Origin of the sequence: Rathayibacter sp. AY1C1 (assembly GCF_002932105.1) — a bacterium.
Taxonomy (GTDB): domain Bacteria; phylum Actinomycetota; class Actinomycetes; order Actinomycetales; family Microbacteriaceae; genus Rathayibacter.
This window is the reverse complement of sequence record NZ_PSWH01000001.1, coordinates 237186-256456: the sequence shown is the minus strand read 5'-3', so window position 1 is coordinate 256456 and position 19271 is coordinate 237186. Positions and strand designations below refer to the sequence as shown.

Genomic DNA, 19271 nt, shown 5'->3' with positions numbered 1-19271 from the left:
CGCGCCGAGCGCCTCCTGGGCGCTCGCGAGCGGACGGTCGGCCGTCGCGGTCACAGGAGGTCCTCCGTTCCACTGCGCTTCACGTAGAAGCCGACGATGACCAGGATCACGGCCATCAGCACGATCGAGAGCGCGGCGGCCGCCGGGTAGTTCTCGAGCGTGAGGAAGTTCGCCTCGATCGCGTTGCCCACCATCGAGGTCTGCGACGAGCCGAGGAAGTCCCGGCTCGCGTTGATGTAGTCGCCCGCCGCGGGGATGAACGTCAGCAGCGTGCCCGAGACGATGCCCGGCATCGACAGGGGGACGGTCACGCTCCAGAACACGGAGGCGGGGTGCGCGTAGAGATCCGACCCGGCCTCCAGGAAGCGCACGTCGAGGCGCTCGAGCGTCGTGTACAGCGGCAGCGTCATGAACGGGATGAAGTTGTAGGTGATGCCGAAGATCACGGCGATCGGCGTCCCCGTGAGGTGGCCGTCGCTCGGCAGGACCGCCACGGCCTTGAGCGCCTGCACGAGCGGGCTCTCGTCCGCGAGGATCTGCTTCCACGCCAGCGTCCGGAGCAGGAAGCTGATGAAGAAGGGCGCGATCACCAGCGTGAGGAGCAGGTTCTGCAGCAGCGGCCAGGGCCGCGCCTTCACTCCGATGAAGTAGGCCAGCGGGTAGCTGATCACCAGCGCGAGCACCGTCGCGATCAGCGCGTAGCCGAAGGAGCGGAGCACGTGCGGCCAGTAGTCGCCCATCACCACGAGGTAGTTCTGCCAGGCGAACCCGGGGGCGTACTCGCCGATGTCCCCGTCCGGCACCTCGGCCTGGAAGGACGTGAGCACGAGCGAGATCAGCGGTGCCAGGAAGAACAGCAGCATGTAGGCGATGCCCGGCAGCAGCAGGACCAGCGCGATCGTCGACCGCCGGCGGACCGGAGCGTCCTGAGGATCCGCCTGCCCCGTGGCGAAGGCGGCGAAGGCCATGCCTACGCTCCCCCGCTGCGACCGGCCAGGAGCCCCCGGCGCTGCACGGCGATGGCGCTGGTGGAGTCGTCCGCCTCGAAGCGCGGGACCGAGCCCGGTTCGTCCGCGAGTCCGAAGCCGTGCTCGGTGCTGAAGCCGACCCACACCTCCGCTCCCTCGCCGACGACCGGCCCGAAGACCATGTTCTGCGCGAAGACGACCACCGGGCCCAGGCCCGGCATCCGGATCGTGTACTGGGTGCTGACCCCGCTGAAGGAGACGTCGACCACGCGACCGGGCCCGAGCACGTTCCGGCCGGAGTCCGCCGGCGGCTCCTGCGTCAGCAGCAGGAGCTTCTCGGGGCGGACGCCGACCGTGATCTCCCCGCTCGTGCGGGCGCAGCGGGCGACGGGCACGACGATCCGGTGCCCGCCCGCGTCGACGGTGAGTGCGCGGTCGGTGCTGCCGACCACCTCACCCGTGAAGAGGTTGGACTGGCCGAGGAAGTTCGCGACGAACGCGGTGCGCGGGAGCTCGTAGAGCTCCTCCGGCGCGCCCATCTGCTCGATCCTGCCCTTGTTCATCACCGCGACGGTGTCGGCCATCGTCATGGCCTCCTCCTGGTCGTGCGTGACGTGGAGGAAGGTGAGGCCCACCTCCTCCTGGATCGACTTGAGCTCCAGCTGCATCTGCCGGCGGAGCTTGAGGTCGAGGGCGCCGAGCGGCTCGTCGAGCAGGAGCAGGGCGGGCCGGTTGACGAGGGCGCGCGCGAGGGCGACCCGCTGCTGCTGACCACCGGAGAGCTGCGCGGGGCGGCGCTGGGCGAGGTGGTCGAGCTCGACCAGGCGGAGCGCCTCGTGCGCCTTGCCGACGGGGTCGGCGATCCTCCGCCGCTTCAGGCCGAAGGCGACGTTCTCGAGGATCGACATGTGCGGGAACAGCGCGTACGACTGGAACACGGTGTTGACGGGCCGCTGGTACGTCTTCGTCTCGGTGACGTCCCGCCCGCCGATGAGGATCCGGCCGGCGGAGGGCTCCTCGAGCCCGGCGACCAAGCGCAGCGTCGTCGTCTTGCCGCAGCCCGAGGGGCCTAGCAGGGCGAAGAAGGAGCCCGCCGGGATGGTGAGGTCCAGGGAGTCGATGGCCGTGAAGCCCGGGTACTGCTTGCTGATCCCGACCAGCTGGAGGTCGGCGCCGCTCTCGGCGAAGGTCCCGATCGCCATCAGATGCCCAGGAGCACCTTCTGGAACTCGGCCTGGTACTCCTTCTCCTCCGCGGCGGTCAGGGTCCGGAACACGTGCGCCTGCGCGAGCGTGTCCTCGTCGGGGAAGATCAGCTGGTTCTCGGCCAGCTCCGGATCGATGCTCTCCATGACGTCCTTCGCTCCATCCACGGGGGTGATGTAGTTGACCCAGGCGGCCACCTCGGCGGCGACCTCGGGCTCGTAGTAGTAGTTCATCAGGGCCTCGGCGTTGGCCTTGCGCTCGGAGCCCATCGGGACCACGAAGGTGTCGTTCCAGAGCGCGCCGCCCGAGTCGGGGAAGGCGAACTCCCACTTGTCGCCGGCCTCGGCGTTGATCAGGGTGATGTCGCCGGACCAGCAGATCGCCGCGAGGGTGTCCTCGTTCTGCAGGTCGTTGAGGTACGCGTTCCCCTTGATGTTGCGGATCTGTCCGGCGTCGACCTGCTCGCGGAAGACGTCGATCGCGTTCATGTACTCGTCCTCGCCCCAGGAGCCGGCGATGTCCGTCCCCTGAGCGAGCATGATGAGCCCGATCGTGTCGCGCATCTCGCTCAGCACGCCGACGCGGCCGCGGAGCGACGGATCCCACAGCTCCTCGATGCTCGAGAGGCCCTTCGGCAGCTTCTCCTTGTTCCAGCAGATGCCCGAGAACCCCGCCTGGTACGGGAGGGAGAGCCGGCGGCCCGGATCGAAGTCGGGGTTCGCCAGCGAGGGCGTGAGGTTGGCGATGTTCGGGATGTTCGCGTGGTCGAGCTCCTGCACGTAGCCGCGGCGGACCAGGCGCGAGACCATCCACTCCGTCAGGCAGACCGTGTCGGCGCCGATGTACTGCCCGAGCGCGAGCTGGTCCTTCACCTTGCCGTAGTAGGAGTTGTTGTCGTCGACGGCGACGTTGTAGGTCACCGCGATGCCCGTCTGCTCCTCGAAGCCCAGGAGCGTGGGGTGGTTCCCGTCGTCGTCCTCGTCCATGTAGGCGGGCCAGTTGTCCCACACCAGGCGCGGGTCGCCGGCCGATCCGTCGGCGGCGGCGGTCGGAGCGGCACGGGTCTGCGGGGCACAGGCGGCCAGGGCGAGGGCACCCGCTCCGAGGCCGATCCCGCCGAGGACCGCCCGACGCGAGAGGACCGCCCGGCGCTCGCGCTCGTGCGAGCGTGCCGCGGCGACGGCCCGGCGGAGGACGGGATCCCTCGGGAGGGGACGGGTCATGGCGGGGGCTCCTGACTGCGTCGGGGCTCGTGCCTCGGGGGCCGAACGTGGGGAAATACTGGCACAGCGCTCATCCGCCTGTCACGGCGAACGGAGGAGAACGCTCATCCGGAAACATGATCGTCACGAATTCCGCACCCGGAGGCCGTGTCGACCGCCGATTCGGTCCCCGGAGGCCCTGCCGTCAGCGGGTGAGGGGCGGGCGTCCCGAGCCGCCGGCGGACCCGTCGACGCGCTCGACCGCCATCTCGACGGAGGAGAGCAGGATCCGGCTGCCGAGCTTCGCGCGGTAGCGGCGGCCGGCCTCGAGCGGGAGCGGCGCCTGGGTCGGCGCGACCAGCACGGACCCGTTGGCCGACCAGCGGTCCCTGACCCAGAGCCCGCCCTCGTCGAAGCCGAACTCGAGGTGGGTCTTGGAGAGGGATCGCGACGGATCCGGGATCGCGAGGATGTGCCGGAACGTCTCGTTGGGGTCCGGGAGCGGCTGGCGTCCGATCAGGCCGTTGCCGGTCACGATCGCGTGCTGCCCGGTCGCGAAGCTGAGGCGCACGAGCCCCTGCGAGGGCGGCGCCATCGGAGCGCCGGGGGCGGGACGCCGGTGCCGGCCGGGGGCCAGGCCCGGCAGCCAGGCACGGCGGGACGGATCGAGGACCGTCGTGTCGCCGGAGGACGAGGGGCGGGACGCACCCGTCGTGGCATGCGCCGCCACCGACGAACCGCACTCGCCGCAGAGGATCGCCCCGGGAGCGAGGTTGGAGCCACACGTGCTGCAGATCACCGAGAACGCCCTTCCGCTCACCATCGTACCCAGCGCCGGCGCGGGGAGCCCCGAGCCGGCCGAACCCGACGCGAACCGGCAGGCGCAGGATCGTCGTACGGCCGTTCGGCGCGTGCGGGCGGTCCGGCGGCACCGCCACCGCGGCCGTCCCGTGCCGGAGCGCTGCTCGTCAGACCGGTGCGCCGGCCTCCTCGTCGCCGGTGACCGCGAGGACGTCGACGACGATCACGGTGACGTTGTCGCGCCCGCCGTTGTCCAGCGCGGCGTCGACCAGGGCATCGGCCGCCTCCTGAGCGGAGCCGGTGCCGCTGAGCAGGTGGCCGACGCCGGCATCGGTCAGCTCCTTCGTGAGTCCGTCCGAGCAGATCAGCAGACGCGATCCTGCGAGGACGGGCACGAGCCGGTAGTCGGGGACGGGCGCTTCGTGGAAGCCGACCGCACGGGTGATCACGTTGCTGTGCGGATGCACGTCGGCCTCGTCGCGGGAGATCAGGCCCGCGTCGACCAGCTCCTGGACGATGGAGTGGTCCACGGTGAGCTGCACGAGGGTCCCGGCGACGCTCAGGTACACGCGCGAGTCGCCGATGTTGAAGACGGACCAGTAGGGCTCTCCCCCGACCACCGTGAGCGCGATCCCGGTGACCGTGGTCCCGGTGCCGACGTCGGCCGTGTGCGACTGCCGGGCGATGTCCCCGACCGCCTCCCGAAGCGCCCGGTCGATCTCCTCCGCTCCGACGGTCGCGCCGAGCGCCGCGGTGGACAGGCGCGACACGACCGCGTCGCTGGCGACCTCTCCTGCCGCGTGCCCGCCCATCCCGTCGGCGACAGCGAAGAGCGGGCTCTTGGCGAGGTAGCTGTCCTCGTTCGCGCTGCGCACGTGGCCGGTCTCGGTGCGCGCGGCCCAGCCGAGGGTGACTTCGGCCGAGGGTGCGTCGGAGCTCCAGGCGGAGACGGGGACGGTGACGGACGCGCGGCTGCGGCCGATCTGCGTCATCGCTGCTCCTCGCATCCCCGTGGCCCGCGGCCGTCCGGTCCGACGGCCCGTGACCGCCGGCGCCAGGGGTGCCCGGCCGCCTCCCGATGGTAGTCGCTGACGGCCCTCCGCCGAGCCGGCCGCCATCGCTGTCGCCCGATGTCCGTCGCGCAGACGGGTCGACGCTCCGACCACCGGATCCGATGCCGGATCGAGCTCCGACGTGCGGATCCACTTGCCCGGGCACCCGTGGACTGCCAGAATCGCCGCATGGCCCCGTCTCGCCCGCCCTCTCAGCGTCCTGTCCAGCTCGACGAGGTGTCGAAGGCGATCATCGAGCAGCTGCAGGCCGACGGTCGGCGCTCGTACGCCGAGATCGGCAAGGCCGTGGGCCTGAGCGAGGCGGCCGTCCGGCAGCGGGTGCAGAAGCTCACCGAGTCGGGCGTCATGCAGATCGTCGCGGTGACGGATCCGATGCAGCTCGGCTTCTACCGCCAGGCGATGATCGGTGTGCGCGTCACCGGCGACACCCGCGACGTCGCGGACCGGCTCGCCTCCATCCCCGCCGTCGACTACGTCGTGCTGACGGCCGGCTCCTTCGACATCCTCGCCGAGGTCGTGTGCGAGAACGACGACGATCTGATCGCCCTGCTCAACCAGGAGATCCGGTCGCTTCCCGGCGTGCTCTCGACCGAGACCTTCGTCTATCTGAAGCTCCACAAGCAGTTCTACAACTGGGGAACGCGGTAAAAGATGACCACCGAGACAGCCTTCTCGACCTCCGGCCTCGAGTCGGGCGATCCCGTCCGCGGGACCGACGCGCCAGGGGGGATCGACGACGCCTCCCTGCAGAAGAAGGCGAAGGACCACCTCTGGATGCACTTCACCCGTCAGTCGACGATGGACTCCGGCGCGGGCGTGCCGATCATCACGCGCGGCGAGGGACACCACATCTGGGACAGCACCGGGCGCAAGTACTTCGACGGCCTGTCCGGCCTCTTCGTCGTCAATGCGGGACACGGGCGGCGCCGACTGGCGGAGGCCGCGGCGAAGCAGGCGTCCGAGCTCTCCTTCTTCCCGCTCTGGTCCTACGCGACCCCCTCGGCGATCGAGCTGGCCGACCGGCTCGCCGACCACGCGCCGGGCGACCTCAACCGGGTCTTCTTCTCGACCGGCGGCGGCGAGGCTGTGGAGACGGCTTTCAAGCTCGCCAAGCACTACTGGAAGCTGCAGGGCAAGCCGGGCAAGCACAAGGTCGTCTCGCGCTCGGTCGCGTATCACGGCACTCCCCAGGGAGCGCTCGCGATCACGGGCATCCCCGGGATGAAGTCGATGTTCGAGCCGCTGGTGCCGGGCGGCTTCCGCGTCCCCAACACCAACTTCTACCGGGCTCCCGAGCACGGCGACGACCTGGAGGCGTTCGGCCTGTGGGCGGCGAACCGCATCGAGGAGATGATCGAGTTCGAGGGGCCGGACACGGTGGCCGCCGTGTTCCTGGAGCCCGTGCAGAACTCGGGCGGCTGCTTCCCGCCCCCTCCCGGGTACTTCCAGAGGGTCCGCGAGATCTGCGACAAGCACGACGTGCTGCTGGTGTCCGATGAGGTGATCTGCGCGTTCGGCCGCATCGGGCACATGTTCGCCTGCGACGAGTACGGCTACGTGCCGGACATGATCACCTGCGCGAAGGGGATGACCAGCGGCTACTCCCCCATCGGCGCGACGATCGTCAGCGATCGGATCTACGAGCCCTTCCGCCACGGTCAGGTCGTCTTCCCGCACGGCTACACCTTCGGCGGCCACCCCGTCTCGGCCGCGGTCGCGCTCGAGAACCTCGACATCTTCGAGGAGGAGGGCCTGAACGAGCGCGTGCGCGAGAACTCGCCCGTCTTCCGGTCCACGCTCGAGAAGCTGCTCGACCTGCCGATCGTCGGCGACGTCCGGGGCGACGGCTACTTCTTCGGCATCGAGCTGGTGAAGGACAAGGCGACGAAGGAGACGTTCGACGAGGACGAGTCGGAGCGGCTGCTGCGCGGATTCCTCTCGAAGGGGCTCTTCGACGCGGGGCTGTACTGCCGGGCGGACGACCGCGGCGATCCCGTCGTCCAGCTCGCGCCGCCGCTCACCATCGGCCCGCGCGAGTTCGACGAGATCGAGCAGATCCTCCGGAGCGTGCTCACCGAGGCCTGGTCGCGGCTCTAGCGCCCTCACGCGGCGCGCTCCCGCCGATCGGCGGCGAGTGCGGCCGCGACTCGGCGCGCACCTGCGTGGTGCGGATCTAGAGCGACGGCCTCGTCGGCGAGCCGTCCGGCCTCGTCGGCACGGCCCTCACCGGCCAGGATCCGGGCGAGGAGGACGAGCACTCCGGCTCGCTCACTCGGGGGTGCGACGACGGCGGCACGGCGGAGCAGCGGGGCGAGCGCTCCCGCCGCGCCGGGGTCACCGCTCCGCGCCGACCGCAGCACGCGGTCCGCACCGCGGCTGCGCTGCACGGCCACGACGAGCGCAGCCAGGCCCGCCGGCCGGACCTCGGGATCGGGACCGGCGAGAGCTCGCCGGACGAGGTCGTCGACACCGCGCAACAGCACGTCGGGCAGTTCAGCCCGCGGGTGGCGGTCGAGGAGACGGTCGACCGCGGCGGCCACCGCTCGCGGGTCGTCCCGGTCGCCGGCCTCGAGCCCGTCGTCGCGGCCGGACGACGGGAGCACGGCGACGCGGAGGGCGAGGCCGGGGAGCCGGCGCGCACGCTCCTCGAGGGCGGCGACGAGTCCCTCGCACGACTCCGGACCCGCCTCGCCGGGATGCACCAGCGCGAGTGCTCGCCGCACCCGCCCGAACCGGCCGAGCGCACCGAGGCAGGCCCGCGCGATCAGGGACGGATCCGCACCCGACAGCTCGAAGCGGAGCGAACCGCTCGGCGCGCCGGCCCGGAACGGGACGAGCACGAGGCTCGCCTCCGCCGCACCCCGCCGGGATCCGTGAGCGGCATGGAACAGGGCGGCGTCGTCGGGTGAGGCCGGGACACGCGAGGCGGGAGCGGGGTGGAGGAAGATCGCTGAGGAGGTCATGCTGCGATCCTGCCGACCCTCGCACCCGCCGGGAGCGACGGCCCTCGGGATCATCGGAAGGATCTCGAGATCGCCGCCTGTGGAGGGAGAGGTCCCATCGACACCGAATCGCCGGCGCTCGGATGGCGGCCTCCGGCCAGGAATCCCTCCACAGGGACCGATCGGCCGAGTTCTGCACCGGTGTCCGATTCCCGCCGGTCGGTGGGGAGTCCCGCGGATACTCTCGACGCATGAGAACGACTCCCCTTCACGTCCGACGGACGACGAGCCCCCTCGGCCGCATCGAGGTGGGCAGCGACGGCGATGCGATCGTCTCGCTCGCCATCGAGCAGGCCGGTCTGCTCCCGCACGAGCACCTCCCGGAGTCGGACCTCCCGGTGCTCCTGCGGGCCGTCGAGCAGCTGGACGAGTACTTCGACGGGACCCGCCGCTCTTTCGATCTGCCGGTCGCTCTGCGCGGCACGCCCTTCCAGCTCGAGATCTGGCAGCGGCTCCAGGCTCTGGGCTTCGGGGAGATCACCTCCTACGGCGCACTGGGCACGGCCGCCGGTCGCCCCCGGGCGGGCCGGCCGATCGGCGGAGCGGTAGGTGCGAACCCGGTGCCGATCATCGTGGGCTGCCACCGCGTCCTCGCGAGCGACGGACGGATCACCGGCTTCAGCGCGGGCGAGGGCGTCGCCACGAAAGCCTGGCTTCTCGATCACGAGGGGATCCCCCACCGATGAGCACGGCCGACGGACTCGTCGAGGGAGAGGACGGCCTGGTCCGCTGCGCCTGGAGCGGCGCGGATCCGGAGTACTGCCGCTACCACGACGAGGAATGGGGCACCCCGCTGCACGGAGATCGCCGGCTGTTCGAGAAGATCTCCCTCGAGGCGTTCCAGTCCGGCCTCTCCTGGATCACGATCCTCCGCAAGCGGCCGAGGTTCCGCGAGGCCTTCGACGGCTTCGATCCGGCCCGCGTCGCCCGGTACGACGACACCGATGTCGAGCGGCTGATGGAGGACAGCGGCATCATCCGGAACCGCGCGAAGATCATCGCCACCCGGGACAACGCCCGGGCCGTGCTCGCGCTCCTGGAGCAGAGAGGCGAGGGCGCGCTCGACGAGCTCGTGTGGTCCTTCCACGATCCGGACGTCGAGGACCGGGTGGTCCGAGCCGCCGACGTCCCTGCGACGACGCCCGGGTCGACGGCGCTCGCGCGAGCGCTGAAGGCCGCTGGGCTCCGCTTCGTCGGACCGACCACCGCGTACGCGCTGATGCAGTCGGCCGGAGTCGTCGACGACCACCTCACCGGCTGCTGGCGCCGACGCTGACGCCTACGACTCCGGCACGACGAGGTCGAGCTCTCCCGTGTGCCGGTTCTCGGCGAGCAGGAACCCGCGCCCGGCCGCCCACGCCGAGAGCTCGCCGAGCGACTCCGTCGCCACCCGGTCCTCCGCCAGCGCCCTGACGAAGCGTCCCTTGCCCTGCTTGTTGAAGTGGTTCAGCGACCGGAGGACGCCGTCGGCCCCGCGCGAGCGGACGCGGACGAAGAACCGCCCCTCGCCCGCAGGGACCGGTCCGAGCGCCGCGTACGCCTCGCTCCGCAGATCGAGGACGAGCCCGTCGAGCGCGCTCAGCACCCGCCCGGCCTCCGCCGCCCACCACCGCTTGAGCGGTCTGCCCGGCACACGGGAGTCGTGGGACAGACGGTATGCAGGGATCAGGTCGAGGGCGCGGATCGGCCCCCAGAGCGCGGACTGCACGATCGCCGTCCGACCGAGCACCTCCCGTGCACCGGAATCGAGGCTGCGCGCGTCGAGCGCATCGAACAGCACCCCGTCGAAGCGGTCGACCGCGGGGAGACCTGCCGCGGTCGCGAGCCCCGCGTTGCGATCGATCTCGCCGAACTGACGCGGACCGAGCTTCAGCGCCCGGGCAGAGAGCTCGGGGTCCCCGGCCAGCGCGATCAGCGCCTCCGCCAGCTCGCGCCGCTTCGCGTGGAGCTCGGGGAAGGCGAGCGACTCGAGCACGAACGGCTCGTCGCCGCCGTCGCGCTTCGTCTCGGACGGTGGCAGCAGGACGTGCACAGGACTCCTTCGGAGAAGAGGGACGGGCGGCACGACGAAGGGGCCGGACGATCGCGATGATCGTCCGGCCCCTCCGAGCCGCGGTGAGCGGCGGTGTACTAGACCAGCGATGCCTGACGGGCGACCACGGTCACCACGTCGTTCTCGACGGACAGGAAGCCGTCGTCGGCCTGCGCGGTGAGACGCGTGCCGTCCAGGGCCGTGACGCGCACCTCGCCGGTGGCGAGGATCGCGAGCATCGGCTCGTGGCCGGCGAGGATGCCGATCTCGCCCTCGACCGTGCGAGCCGTGAGCTGCTTCGCCTCTCCGGACCACACCTCGGCGTTCGCGGACACGACGCTGACCTTCAGGGTCCCGGCCATGATCAGCCGTTCTCCTTCTGGATCTGGGTCCACTTCTCCTCGACGTCCGAGATCGAGCCGACGTTGAAGAACGCCTGCTCGGCCACGTGGTCGAACTCGCCCTTGGTGATCGCGTCGAACGACTCGATCGTGTCCTTCAGCGGGACGGTCGATCCCTCGACACCGGTGAACTTCTTCGCCATGTAGGTGTTCTGCGAGAGGAACTGCTGGATCCGGCGCGCACGCGACACCGTGATCTTGTCCTCCTCCGACAGCTCGTCGACACCGAGGATCGCGATGATCTCCTGCAGCTCCTTATTCTTCTGCAGGATCTGCTTCACGTTCGTCGCCACGCGGTAGTGGTCGGCGCCCAGGTAGCGGGGGTCGAGGATGCGCGAGGTGGACGTGAGCGGGTCGACGGCCGGGTAGAGGCCCTTCGACGCGATCTCACGGGAGAGCTCGGTGGTCGCGTCGAGGTGGGCGAAGGTGGTCGCCGGCGCCGGGTCCGTGTAGTCGTCGGCGGGGACGTAGATCGCCTGCAGCGAGGTGATCGAGTGTCCGCGCGTCGAGGTGATGCGCTCCTGGAGCACACCCATCTCGTCGGCGAGGTTCGGCTGGTAGCCCACCGCGGAGGGCATGCGGCCCAGGAGGGTCGACACCTCCGAGCCGGCCTGCGTGAAGCGGAAGATGTTGTCGATGAAGAGCAGCACGTCCTGCTTCTGCACATCGCGGAAGTACTCCGCCATGGTCAGTGCCGACAGGGCGACGCGCAGACGCGTTCCCGGCGGCTCGTCCATCTGGCCGAAGACGAGCGCGGTCTTGTCGAAGACGCCCGCCTCCTCCATCTCGGCGATGAGGTCGTTGCCCTCACGGGTGCGCTCGCCGACGCCGGCGAACACGGACACTCCACCGTGGTCCTGCGCGACGCGCTGGATCATCTCCTGGATGAGGACGGTCTTGCCGACGCCCGCGCCGCCGAACAGGCCGATCTTGCCGCCCTGCACGTACGGAGTGAGCAGGTCGATGACCTTGATGCCGGTCTCGAACAGCTCGGTCTTGGACTCGAGCTGATCGAACTGCGGGGGCTTGCGGTGGATGGGCCAGCGCTCGGTGATCTCGAACGACTCGCCGTTGATCTTCCCGTCGGCGTCGGCGTTGAGCACCTCGCCGATCACGTTGAAGACCTTGCCCTTGGTCACGTCGCCGACCGGGACCGAGATCGGCAGGCCGGTGTCGTGGACCTCCTGGCCGCGGACGAGTCCGTCGGTGGGGTTCAGGGAGATGGCCCGGACGAGGTCGTCGCCCAGGTGCTGCGCGACCTCGAAGGTCAGCTTGCTCGAGACGCCCTCGACCTCGACGTGCGTGTAGAGCGCGTTGTAGACCTCGGGGATCGCGTCGTGGGGGAACTCGATGTCAACGACGGGGCCGGTGACGCGGGCGATGCGGCCGATGGCCCCGCCCGACGTCCCGGTCGCCGCCTCAGGTGCGGTCAGTGTCATTGCTACTTCCTTCTGTGGTCTCACCGCTCCCGGAGGGCGGAGTCGAAACTGTGTGGAGCGGAGCCCTCTTACTTGGAGGAGGACAGGGCGTCGGCGCCGCCGACGATCTCGGCGATCTGCTGCGTGATCTCGGTCTGGCGGGCGTTGTTGGCAAGACGCGTGTAGGTCTTGATCAGCGTGTCCGCGTTGTCGCTCGCCGACTTCATGGCCTTCTGGCGTGCCGCGTGCTCCGAGGCCGCCGACTGCAGCATCGCGTTGAAGATGCGGCTCTCGACGTACACGGGCAGGAGGCGGTCGAGGACCGTCTCGGGGTCGGGCTCGAACTCGTAGAGCGGGTACAGCTCGCTGTTCTGCTCCTCGGCGCCCTCGACGACCTCGAGCGGCAGCAGCCGGACGACGGTCGGCTGCTGGGTGACCATGCTGACGAAGCGGTTGTAGACGAGGTGGATCTCGTCCACGCCGCCCTCCTCGTCATCGAGGTTGTACGACTCGACGACCGCGTCCGCGATCTCCTTCGCCGTCTCGAACACGGGCTGGTCGGTGCCGCCCGTCCAGACGCGGACGCTGGCCCGCTTCCGGAACGAGAAGTACGCGTTCGCCTTTCGGCCGACCAGGTAGAAGACGACCTCCTTGCCCTCGCTGCGCAGCAGCGCGGCCAGCTCCTCGGCCTCCTTGAGCACGCTCGAGGAGAACGCGCCGGCGAGGCCGCGGTCGGAGGTGAAGATCACGATCGCGGCCGTGTCCAGCTTCTCGCGCTCGGTCGTGAGCGGGTGCTCCACGTTCGAGTAGGTCGCGACAGCGGACACGGCGCGCGTGATCGCGTTCGAGTACGGCGCCGCGGCAGCGACGCGGTTCTGCGCCTTCTGGATGCGCGAGGCCGAGATCAGCTCCATGGCCCGAGTGATCTTCTTGGTCGTCTGGGCCGAGCGGATCTTCGACCGGTAGACCCGGAGTTGCGCTCCCATGTGTCTCCTGTTGTCCTAAAAGTGGCGAATCGACGGGGTGCCGCTGGTCAGCGACGGCCCTTGACGATCTTCTCCTGGCCGACCTCGTCGGCCGCGATGGCCTGGTGCTCCTCGCGCCCGACCGAGGCGAGCGGCTTGCCCTCACCGGTCTGGAACTCCAGCTTGAAGCCGTCGACGGCACGGTTGAGCTCGGCGACGGTGTCGTCCGAGAGCACGTTGGTGTCGCGGAGGGTGTTCAGCACCTGGGTGTTGCGGCCCAGGTAGTCCAGGAGCTCGCGCTCGAAGCGCAGCACGTCGGGGACCGGGACCTCGTCGAGCTTGCCGTTCGTTCCGGCCCAGATCGAGACGACCTGCTCCTCGACGGGGTACGGCGAGTACTGCGGCTGCTTGAGCAGCTCGGTGAGGCGGGCGCCGCGGGCGAGCTGACGGCGCGAGGCGGCGTCGAGGTCGGAGGCGAACATCGCGAAGGCCTCGAGCGAGCGGTACTGCGCCAGCTCGAGCTTCAGCGTGCCGGAGACCTTCTTGATCGACTTGACCTGCGCGTCGCCGCCGACCCGCGAGACCGAGATGCCCACGTCGACCGCGGGACGCTGGTTGGCGTTGAAGAGGTCGGACTGGAGGAAGATCTGGCCGTCGGTGATCGAGATCACGTTGGTCGGGATGTAGGCCGAGACGTCGTTCGCCTTGGTCTCGATGATCGGGAGACCGGTCATCGAGCCGGCGCCGAGCTCGTCGGACAGCTTCGCGCAGCGCTCCAGCAGACGGGAGTGCAGGTAGAAGACGTCACCCGGGTACGCCTCGCGTCCCGGCGGGCGGCGCAGGAGGAGCGACACGGCGCGGTAGGCCTCGGCCTGCTTCGACAGGTCGTCGAAGATGATCAGGACGTGCTTGCCGCCGTACATCCAGTGCTGGCCGATGGCCGAGCCGGTGTAGGGGGCGAGGTACTTGAAGCCGGCGGGGTCGGAGGCCGGGGACGCGACGATGGTCGTGTACTCCATCGCTCCGGCGTCCTCGAGCGCGCCCTTCACCGAGGCGATGGTCGAGCCCTTCTGGCCGATCGCGACGTAGATGCAGCGGACCTGCTTGTTCGTGTCGCCCGACTCCCAGTTGGCCTTCTGGTTGATGATCGTGTCGATCGCGATGGCCGTCTTGCCGGTCTGGCGGTCCCCGATGATGAGCTGGCGCTGGCCGCGGCCGACCGGGATCATCGCGTCGATGGCCTTGATGCCGGTCTGCAGCGGCTCGTGGACCGACTTGCGCGACATGACGCCGGGAGCCTGGAGCTCGAGGGCGCGGCGGCCCTCGGAGGCGATCTCGCCGAGTCCGTCGATCGGGTTGCCGAGCGGGTCGACGACGCGCCCGAGGTAGCCGTCGCCGACGGGGACCGAGAGGACCTCGCCGGTGCGGGTGACCTCCATGCCCTCCTCGATGCCGGAGAACTCGCCGAGGACGACGACGCCGATCTCGTTCTCGTCGAGGTTCTGGGCCAGGCCCAGGACGCCGTTGGAGAAGCGGATGAGCTCGTTGGCCATGACGCCGGGGAGGCCCTCGACGTGGGCGATGCCGTCGGCGGCGTCGATGACGTAGCCGACCTCGGTGGTGGAGGCCTTGCCCGGCTCGTACGACGAGACGAAGTCCTTCAGCGCGTCGCGGATCTCATCCGGGCTGATGGTGATATCTGCCATGGGAATTCCTATTCGTTGGGTCCGTGCGAGCCGAAGAGGTCGTCGGGGCCTGACCTGGATGGTGCGGGGGTCGAGGGCAGTGCCCTCTGAGGATACGTGCGCCCGTCAGGACGCGAGCTGGAGCTTCAGGTCGGACAGCCGTGCGGAGACGGTTCCGTCGATGACCTCGTCGCCGACGTGCAGGCGCATCCCGCCCAGGAGGGAGGGATCGACCACGACGTTGACGGAGACCGGTCGGCTGTACTGGCGCGTGAGCGCCGAGCGGAGCCGGTCGAGCTGCTCGGGGGCGATCGGTGCGGCGACCGAGACCGTGGCGAGGATGAACCCGCCCTGGTCGGCGACCACGCCTGCTGCGAAGCGGACGAGCTCCGGGATGCGGCGACCGCGCGGGTGCGCGATCAGCTGCCGGAGGATCGCCAGCGTCTCGGCCGCGGCCTTGCCCTCGAGGAGGCGCTGCACGAGCGCGACCTTCGAGTCGGCGGCGGCGAGCTTGCTGCCGAGCGCGAGCTCGAGCTGGGCGTCGGAGGCGACGACCTCGCCGAAGGAGTGGAGCTCCTTCTCGAGGTTGACGCCCTCCGGAGCGGACGACGCGATCGCGCGGACCCCGACCTCCTCGACCCCGGCGACCATGTCGCTCGGGCTCGACCAGCGGTGGCCGACGATCACGGTGAGCAGGCGCTTGGCCGGCTCGCCGAAGGGACCGAACACGCGGGCGACGAGAGCCTGCTTGCTGCTCGAGTCGGCGCTCGGGTCGGCGAGGGCCGCGCGCAGCTGCGCCTGGCCGTCGATGACCCGTGCGGCCTCGAAGAGCTGCTGGGCCGTGTCGAGGGACGCCTGACCGGCGAGGGCGAAGAGCTCCGCCTTCGCCGATGCGAGTGCCTGCCTGGACGCGCTGCCCATCAGTTGTTCGCCTTCTCCGAGGCCTCGAGGTCGGCGAGGAAGCGGTCCACGATCGCGGACGCCTTCGCGTCGTCGTTGAGGCTCTCGCCGATCACGCCGGAGGCGAGGTCGATGGCGAGGGTTCCGACTTCGGAGCGGAGCGAGACCACGGCGGCCTGACGGTCCGCCTCGATCTGAGCGTGCGCGTTGTGGAGGATGCGCTCGGCCTCGACCTGCGCCTGCTCCTTCTTCGCCGCCACGATCGCGTTGCCGTCGGCGTTCGCCTTCTCACGGATCACTCCGGCCTCGGCGCGGGCCTCGGCCAGCTGGGCGGTGTACTTCTCGAGGGCGGCCTCGGCCTGTCGCTGGGCCTCGTCGGCCTTCGCGATGTTCCCCTCGATCGCGGCGGAGCGCGCGTCGAGCATCTTCTGCAGGCGCGGCAGGACCAGCCTCCAGAAGAAGAACAGCAGGATGAGGAAGATCACCCCCGACCAGAAGAAGTCGTAGAACTCCGGGATCAGAATGACCGCGGGGACGTCACCTTCTTCCGCAGCGATGTTCACAGCGGTGCTGAACACGACTACGCCGCGAAGATGAAGTAGGTGGCGAGGCCGATGAGCGCGAGCACCTCGGTGAACGCGATGCCGAGGAACATCGTGGTCTGGAGGCGGCCGGCCATCTCGGGCTGGCGCGCCATGGCCTCGACGGTCTTGCCCGCGACGATGCCGACACCGATGCCGGGGCCGATCGCTGCGAGGCCGTAACCGACCGTCGCGATGTTGCCGGTGAGTTCGGCGAGAACGGTGACTGAGTCCACGAGTGGGTCCTTTCAGTGGGGTGATCGTGAGAACGGGCGGGAGCCCGTGAGTAGTGGGGTCAGTGCTCCTCGGCGACGGCCAACTGGATGTAGACCGCAGCGAGGAGGGTGAAGATGTAGGCCTGCAGCACGGCGACGAGGAGCTCGAAGAGCGTGAACGCACCGCCGAAGGCGAAGGTCACGACGCCGAAGAGCTTGAAGCCCGGGTCGATCTGGGAGCTGAAGAGGAAGAACTGCGTGGCCGAGAAGCACAGCACCAGCAGGAGGTGGCCGACGATCATGTTCATCACGAGCCGCAGTGCGAGCGAGAGCGGACGGATGATGAACGTCTGCAGCAGCTCGATCGGCGTGAGGATGAAGTAGATCAGGAACGGCGCTCCGGGCGGGAACAGGGCGTTCTTGAAGAAGCCCATCCCCCGGTCCTTGATGCCCGCGTAGATGAACGTCACGTAGGCGACCAGGCCGAGGAAGAGCGGCATGCCCACCACGGAGGTCCCCGCGATGTTCAGGAACGGGACGATGCCGGTCAGGTTCATCGAGATGATCGCGAAGAAGATCGTCACGAGGATCGGGAGGAACCGGCGCGCGTCCTTCTCGCCGAGGATGTCCTTGGCGATGGTGACGCGGACGAAGTCGAACGCGAGCTCGACGACGTTCTGGAAGCGGCCGGGGACGAGGCGCAGCTTGCGCGTCCCGAGCCAGAAGAACAGCATCAGTGCGATGACCGCGATGAAGCGGACCAGCATGACGCGGTTGATCTCGAAAGGGGTTCCCTCGAAGAGGAAACCGGGCGGGAAGAACTCGGAGATCGACGGGGTGTGGAAGTCACTCTCACCGGTCGAGGACGAGACCAACAGGGTCACAGCGTTAGCAAACAGCGCTAGCTCCTGGAATTCGGGGCGTGGCACGTTGCAGCCGACCGAATCGAATCATTCGGACGCAACGCTCTCGCGACGACGAAAGGTGGGGTTTTCCGCTCGGACGGCGATCGTGCTCGACGACCGCCATCAACGATGAGACGATCTGAGGACACGTTCGCCTGCGGGATTCGTCCCTACTGTAGCAACAGAACGGCCTGAGAGCCGAATCGTGGTCCTCTCAGGAACCGTTCGGCTCGTCCTCATCGAGCGATGTCGCTGACGTTCGGCATGCGCGAGCGCGAGACGACGAGGACGTCGATCACCAGGGACCCCAGGACGGCGACGATGATCGTGACGAACATCGCGGTGCTGTTCAGCCACGGCTGATCGCGCAGGACCAGGGCGGCGATCACGAACAGCACGAACTTGGCGAGCCACGTGCCGAGGACGACGGCGAAGAACCCGCCGATGTCGAGGCGGTTGGCGACGAGGATGCTCGCGGCGGTGAGGAGCACCATCACGCCGCCGACGATCGCGCCGAGGAGGGCTCCGATCGCGCCCTCTCCCCCGGCGGCGATCCCGCCGACGACGGTGCCGAGAACGGCCAGGGCGAGCACGAAGAGGCCGCCCACGACCAGCGCGCGGCGCAGGACGGGGACGGACGCGGGCTGCGGACGGGGGGTGGCCGGGGAGGCTCCGGTCATGATGCTTCCTTCCGCGCCGTGGTCGGCGCTGTCGTGTCCCGGTCGATCGGGAGTCCGGCCGGCGGACGGAGCAGCTCCGTCGAGGACGCGCGGTCGAGGGGGTCGAGGACGGGTGAGGCCTCCGCGGACTGCGCCGCCGCCTCGAGCCGCTTGCGGCGGCTGAGCGGGGCGAGCGTGACGACGGTGCAGACCAGCAGACCGACTCCGAGGAAGACGAGCGGGACCCACAGCACGTCGACCACGAACATCAGCAGGCAGCTGACGGCGACGACGGCGGTCCACGCGTAGAAGATCAGCACGGCGTGCAGGTGGGAGTGCCCCATGTCGAGCAGGCGGTGGTGCAGGTGCTTCCGGTCGGCGCTGAACGGCGACTTTCCCGCGCGCAGGCGCCTGATCACGGCGAGGCCGAAGTCCATCAGCGGCACCACGAGGATCGCGAACGGCAGGATGATCGGGATGAACGCGGGCAGGAGCTCCTTCGCCGCGAGCTGGGCCGGGTCGATCTGGCCGGTGACCGCGATCGCGGAGGTGGCCATCAGCATCCCGATCAGCAGTGCGCCGCTGTCGCCCATGAACATCCGCGCCGGACGCCAGTTGATGGGGAGGAATCCGGCGCAGGCGCCGACGAGCAGGACCGCGATGAGCGAGGCCAGGTTGAAGTAGTCGGTGGGCGAGGTCTGCTGCACCAGCAGGTAGCTGTAGAGGAAGAAGACCCCGTTGGCGATCAGGGCGACGCCCGCCACGAGGCCGTCGAGGCCGTCGATGAAGTTGAGAGCGTTGGTGACCAGGACGATCGCGAGCACGGTGATGATCAGCGACATCCACGGCGAGCCGACGGTCAGGCCGCCGATCGGCAGGGAGACGATCTGCACGCCCTTCCAGGCGATCAGGCCCGCGGCGATCAGCTGACCGGCCAGCTTCGTGGTCCAGTCCAGGTCCCAGATGTCGTCGGCGACGCCGATGAGGACGATGAGCAGGCTCGCGCCGAGGATCGCGAGGATCGGCTCGGGATTGGCGAACACCAGCCGGAAGTAGGGCAGCTGGGAGGCGATGCCGAAGCCGACGAGGATCCCGAGGAACATCGCGATGCCGCCCAGGCGGGGGGTCGGCCGCGTGTGCATGTCCCTGACGCGGATCTTCGGGTAGAGCCGGTACTTCAGGCTCAGCTTCCAGATGACCCACGACAGCGCTCCGGTCACGAGCGCGACCGCGAGCGAGACGAGGGCGAAGGTGATCAC

Annotated in this window: 21 protein-coding genes; 4 read left to right on the top strand and 17 right to left on the bottom strand. The window is 69.6% G+C overall.

The window, feature by feature from the left end; genetic code table 11:
* Positions 1-50 precede the first annotated feature (50 nt).
* The 5 genes from C5C71_RS01130 to C5C71_RS01110 form a co-directional block, all read right to left on the bottom strand.
* Entirely contained in the window at positions 51-968 is a 918-nt protein-coding gene (locus tag C5C71_RS01130) for an ABC transporter permease (RefSeq protein ID WP_104223037.1), read from the bottom strand.
* Positions 969-970: 2 nt separating this feature from the next.
* Positions 971-2170, bottom strand: a complete 1200-nt coding sequence (locus C5C71_RS01125; protein WP_104223036.1) for an ABC transporter ATP-binding protein — start codon at positions 2168-2170, stop codon at positions 971-973.
* Positions 2170-3396: a PotD/PotF family extracellular solute-binding protein gene (locus C5C71_RS01120; RefSeq protein WP_104336964.1), complete on the bottom strand. Its 1227-nt coding sequence runs from the start codon at positions 3394-3396 to the stop codon at positions 2170-2172. Before C5C71_RS01120 ends, C5C71_RS01125 begins: the two co-directional genes overlap by 1 nt.
* Positions 3397-3580: 184 nt before the next feature.
* On the bottom strand, positions 3581-4105 hold the full coding sequence (locus C5C71_RS01115; RefSeq protein ID WP_104223034.1) for a hypothetical protein: 525 nt from the start codon (positions 4103-4105) through the stop codon (positions 3581-3583).
* A gap of 238 nt (positions 4106-4343) precedes the next feature.
* The gene (locus tag C5C71_RS01110) at positions 4344-5168 is read right to left on the bottom strand and encodes a PP2C family serine/threonine-protein phosphatase (RefSeq protein ID WP_104225583.1); all 825 of its coding nucleotides are present in this window, start codon (positions 5166-5168) and stop codon (positions 4344-4346) included.
* A 249-nt stretch (positions 5169-5417) separates the two neighbouring features.
* Between C5C71_RS01110 and C5C71_RS01105 the strand changes: the two genes are divergently transcribed.
* Both C5C71_RS01105 and C5C71_RS01100 read left to right on the top strand, forming a co-directional pair.
* Positions 5418-5897, top strand: coding sequence for an Lrp/AsnC family transcriptional regulator (locus C5C71_RS01105; protein WP_104223032.1), 480 nt, complete (start codon positions 5418-5420; stop codon positions 5895-5897).
* A gap of 3 nt (positions 5898-5900) precedes the next feature.
* On the top strand, positions 5901-7346 hold the full coding sequence (locus C5C71_RS01100) for an aspartate aminotransferase family protein (RefSeq protein ID WP_104223031.1): 1446 nt from the start codon (positions 5901-5903) through the stop codon (positions 7344-7346).
* A 5-nt stretch (positions 7347-7351) separates the two neighbouring features.
* On the opposite strand, the gene C5C71_RS01095 is transcribed toward C5C71_RS01100, so the two are convergent.
* Positions 7352-8212, bottom strand: coding sequence for a hypothetical protein (locus tag C5C71_RS01095; RefSeq protein WP_104223030.1), 861 nt, complete (start codon positions 8210-8212; stop codon positions 7352-7354).
* 230 nt (positions 8213-8442) lie between these two features.
* Between C5C71_RS01095 and C5C71_RS01090 the strand changes: the two genes are divergently transcribed.
* On the top strand, positions 8443-8937 hold the full coding sequence (locus tag C5C71_RS01090) for a methylated-DNA--[protein]-cysteine S-methyltransferase (protein ID WP_104223029.1): 495 nt from the start codon (positions 8443-8445) through the stop codon (positions 8935-8937).
* Positions 8934-9527: a DNA-3-methyladenine glycosylase I gene (locus C5C71_RS01085; RefSeq protein WP_104336963.1), complete on the top strand. Its 594-nt coding sequence runs from the start codon at positions 8934-8936 to the stop codon at positions 9525-9527. The genes C5C71_RS01090 and C5C71_RS01085 overlap by 4 nt, the downstream gene beginning before the upstream one ends.
* A 3-nt stretch (positions 9528-9530) precedes the next feature.
* Here the strand turns inward: C5C71_RS01085 and C5C71_RS01080 are convergent, their stop codons facing one another.
* The 11 genes from C5C71_RS01080 to C5C71_RS01030 all read right to left on the bottom strand — a co-directional run bounded on the left by C5C71_RS01080 (position 9531) and on the right by C5C71_RS01030 (position 19271).
* Positions 9531-10283 carry a YaaA family protein gene (locus C5C71_RS01080; protein ID WP_104223027.1) on the bottom strand — a complete coding sequence of 251 codons (753 nt, stop codon included), beginning with the start codon at positions 10281-10283 and terminating at the stop codon, positions 9531-9533.
* A gap of 98 nt (positions 10284-10381) precedes the next feature.
* Positions 10382-10645 carry a F0F1 ATP synthase subunit epsilon gene (locus C5C71_RS01075; RefSeq protein ID WP_104223026.1) on the bottom strand — a complete coding sequence of 88 codons (264 nt, stop codon included), beginning with the start codon at positions 10643-10645 and terminating at the stop codon, positions 10382-10384.
* Positions 10646-10647: 2 nt separating this feature from the next.
* A complete protein-coding gene (atpD, locus tag C5C71_RS01070) occupies positions 10648-12123 on the bottom strand; it encodes a F0F1 ATP synthase subunit beta (protein ID WP_104223025.1) in 1476 nt (491 codons plus the stop codon).
* A 68-nt stretch (positions 12124-12191) separates the two neighbouring features.
* Positions 12192-13088 carry a F0F1 ATP synthase subunit gamma gene (locus C5C71_RS01065; protein WP_104223024.1) on the bottom strand — a complete coding sequence of 299 codons (897 nt, stop codon included), beginning with the start codon at positions 13086-13088 and terminating at the stop codon, positions 12192-12194.
* Positions 13089-13135: 47 nt separating this feature from the next.
* Complete coding sequence (gene atpA, locus C5C71_RS01060) at positions 13136-14773, bottom strand: F0F1 ATP synthase subunit alpha (protein ID WP_104223023.1); 1638 nt, start codon at positions 14771-14773, stop codon at positions 13136-13138.
* A gap of 105 nt (positions 14774-14878) precedes the next feature.
* A complete protein-coding gene (locus C5C71_RS01055) occupies positions 14879-15673 on the bottom strand; it encodes a F0F1 ATP synthase subunit delta (protein ID WP_104336962.1) in 795 nt (264 codons plus the stop codon).
* Positions 15673-16230 carry a F0F1 ATP synthase subunit B gene (locus tag C5C71_RS01050; protein ID WP_244229449.1) on the bottom strand — a complete coding sequence of 186 codons (558 nt, stop codon included), beginning with the start codon at positions 16228-16230 and terminating at the stop codon, positions 15673-15675. The genes C5C71_RS01055 and C5C71_RS01050 overlap by 1 nt, the downstream gene beginning before the upstream one ends.
* Before the next feature lie 2 nt (positions 16231-16232).
* Positions 16233-16469 (bottom strand): ATP synthase F0 subunit C, encoded by a 237-nt coding sequence (locus C5C71_RS01045; RefSeq protein WP_055794702.1) that lies wholly within the window; start codon positions 16467-16469, stop codon positions 16233-16235.
* 59 nt (positions 16470-16528) lie between these two features.
* A complete protein-coding gene (gene atpB, locus C5C71_RS01040; protein WP_068254016.1) occupies positions 16529-17332 on the bottom strand; it encodes a F0F1 ATP synthase subunit A in 804 nt (267 codons plus the stop codon).
* Between the two features lie 257 nt (positions 17333-17589).
* Positions 17590-18033, bottom strand: a complete 444-nt coding sequence (locus C5C71_RS01035) for a hypothetical protein (RefSeq protein WP_104223021.1) — start codon at positions 18031-18033, stop codon at positions 17590-17592.
* Positions 18030-19271, bottom strand: a complete 1242-nt coding sequence (locus tag C5C71_RS01030) for an MraY family glycosyltransferase (RefSeq protein WP_181065442.1) — start codon at positions 19269-19271, stop codon at positions 18030-18032. Before C5C71_RS01030 ends, C5C71_RS01035 begins: the two co-directional genes overlap by 4 nt.

Coding starts and splice junctions, on each gene's coding strand:
- C5C71_RS01065 (WP_104223024.1), bottom strand. CDS start 13,088: ATGGGAGCGCAACTCCGGGTCTACCGGTCGAAGATCCGCTCGGCCCAG.
- C5C71_RS01120 (WP_104336964.1), bottom strand. CDS start 3,396: ATGACCCGTCCCCTCCCGAGGGATCCCGTCCTCCGCCGGGCCGTCGCC.
- atpD (WP_104223025.1), bottom strand. CDS start 12,123: ATGACACTGACCGCACCTGAGGCGGCGACCGGGACGTCGGGCGGGGCC.
- C5C71_RS01095 (WP_104223030.1), bottom strand. CDS start 8,212: ATGACCTCCTCAGCGATCTTCCTCCACCCCGCTCCCGCCTCGCGTGTC.
- C5C71_RS01130 (WP_104223037.1), bottom strand. CDS start 968: ATGGCCTTCGCCGCCTTCGCCACGGGGCAGGCGGATCCTCAGGACGCT.
- C5C71_RS01075 (WP_104223026.1), bottom strand. CDS start 10,645: ATGGCCGGGACCCTGAAGGTCAGCGTCGTGTCCGCGAACGCCGAGGTG.
- C5C71_RS01035 (WP_104223021.1), bottom strand. CDS start 18,033: ATGACCGGAGCCTCCCCGGCCACCCCCCGTCCGCAGCCCGCGTCCGTC.
- C5C71_RS01110 (WP_104225583.1), bottom strand. CDS start 5,168: ATGACGCAGATCGGCCGCAGCCGCGCGTCCGTCACCGTCCCCGTCTCC.
- atpA (WP_104223023.1), bottom strand. CDS start 14,773: ATGGCAGATATCACCATCAGCCCGGATGAGATCCGCGACGCGCTGAAG.
- C5C71_RS01125 (WP_104223036.1), bottom strand. CDS start 2,170: ATGGCGATCGGGACCTTCGCCGAGAGCGGCGCCGACCTCCAGCTGGTC.
- C5C71_RS01100 (WP_104223031.1), top strand. CDS start 5,901: ATGACCACCGAGACAGCCTTCTCGACCTCCGGCCTCGAGTCGGGCGAT.
- C5C71_RS01085 (WP_104336963.1), top strand. CDS start 8,934: ATGAGCACGGCCGACGGACTCGTCGAGGGAGAGGACGGCCTGGTCCGC.
- C5C71_RS01105 (WP_104223032.1), top strand. CDS start 5,418: ATGGCCCCGTCTCGCCCGCCCTCTCAGCGTCCTGTCCAGCTCGACGAG.
- C5C71_RS01090 (WP_104223029.1), top strand. CDS start 8,443: ATGAGAACGACTCCCCTTCACGTCCGACGGACGACGAGCCCCCTCGGC.
- C5C71_RS01055 (WP_104336962.1), bottom strand. CDS start 15,673: ATGGGCAGCGCGTCCAGGCAGGCACTCGCATCGGCGAAGGCGGAGCTC.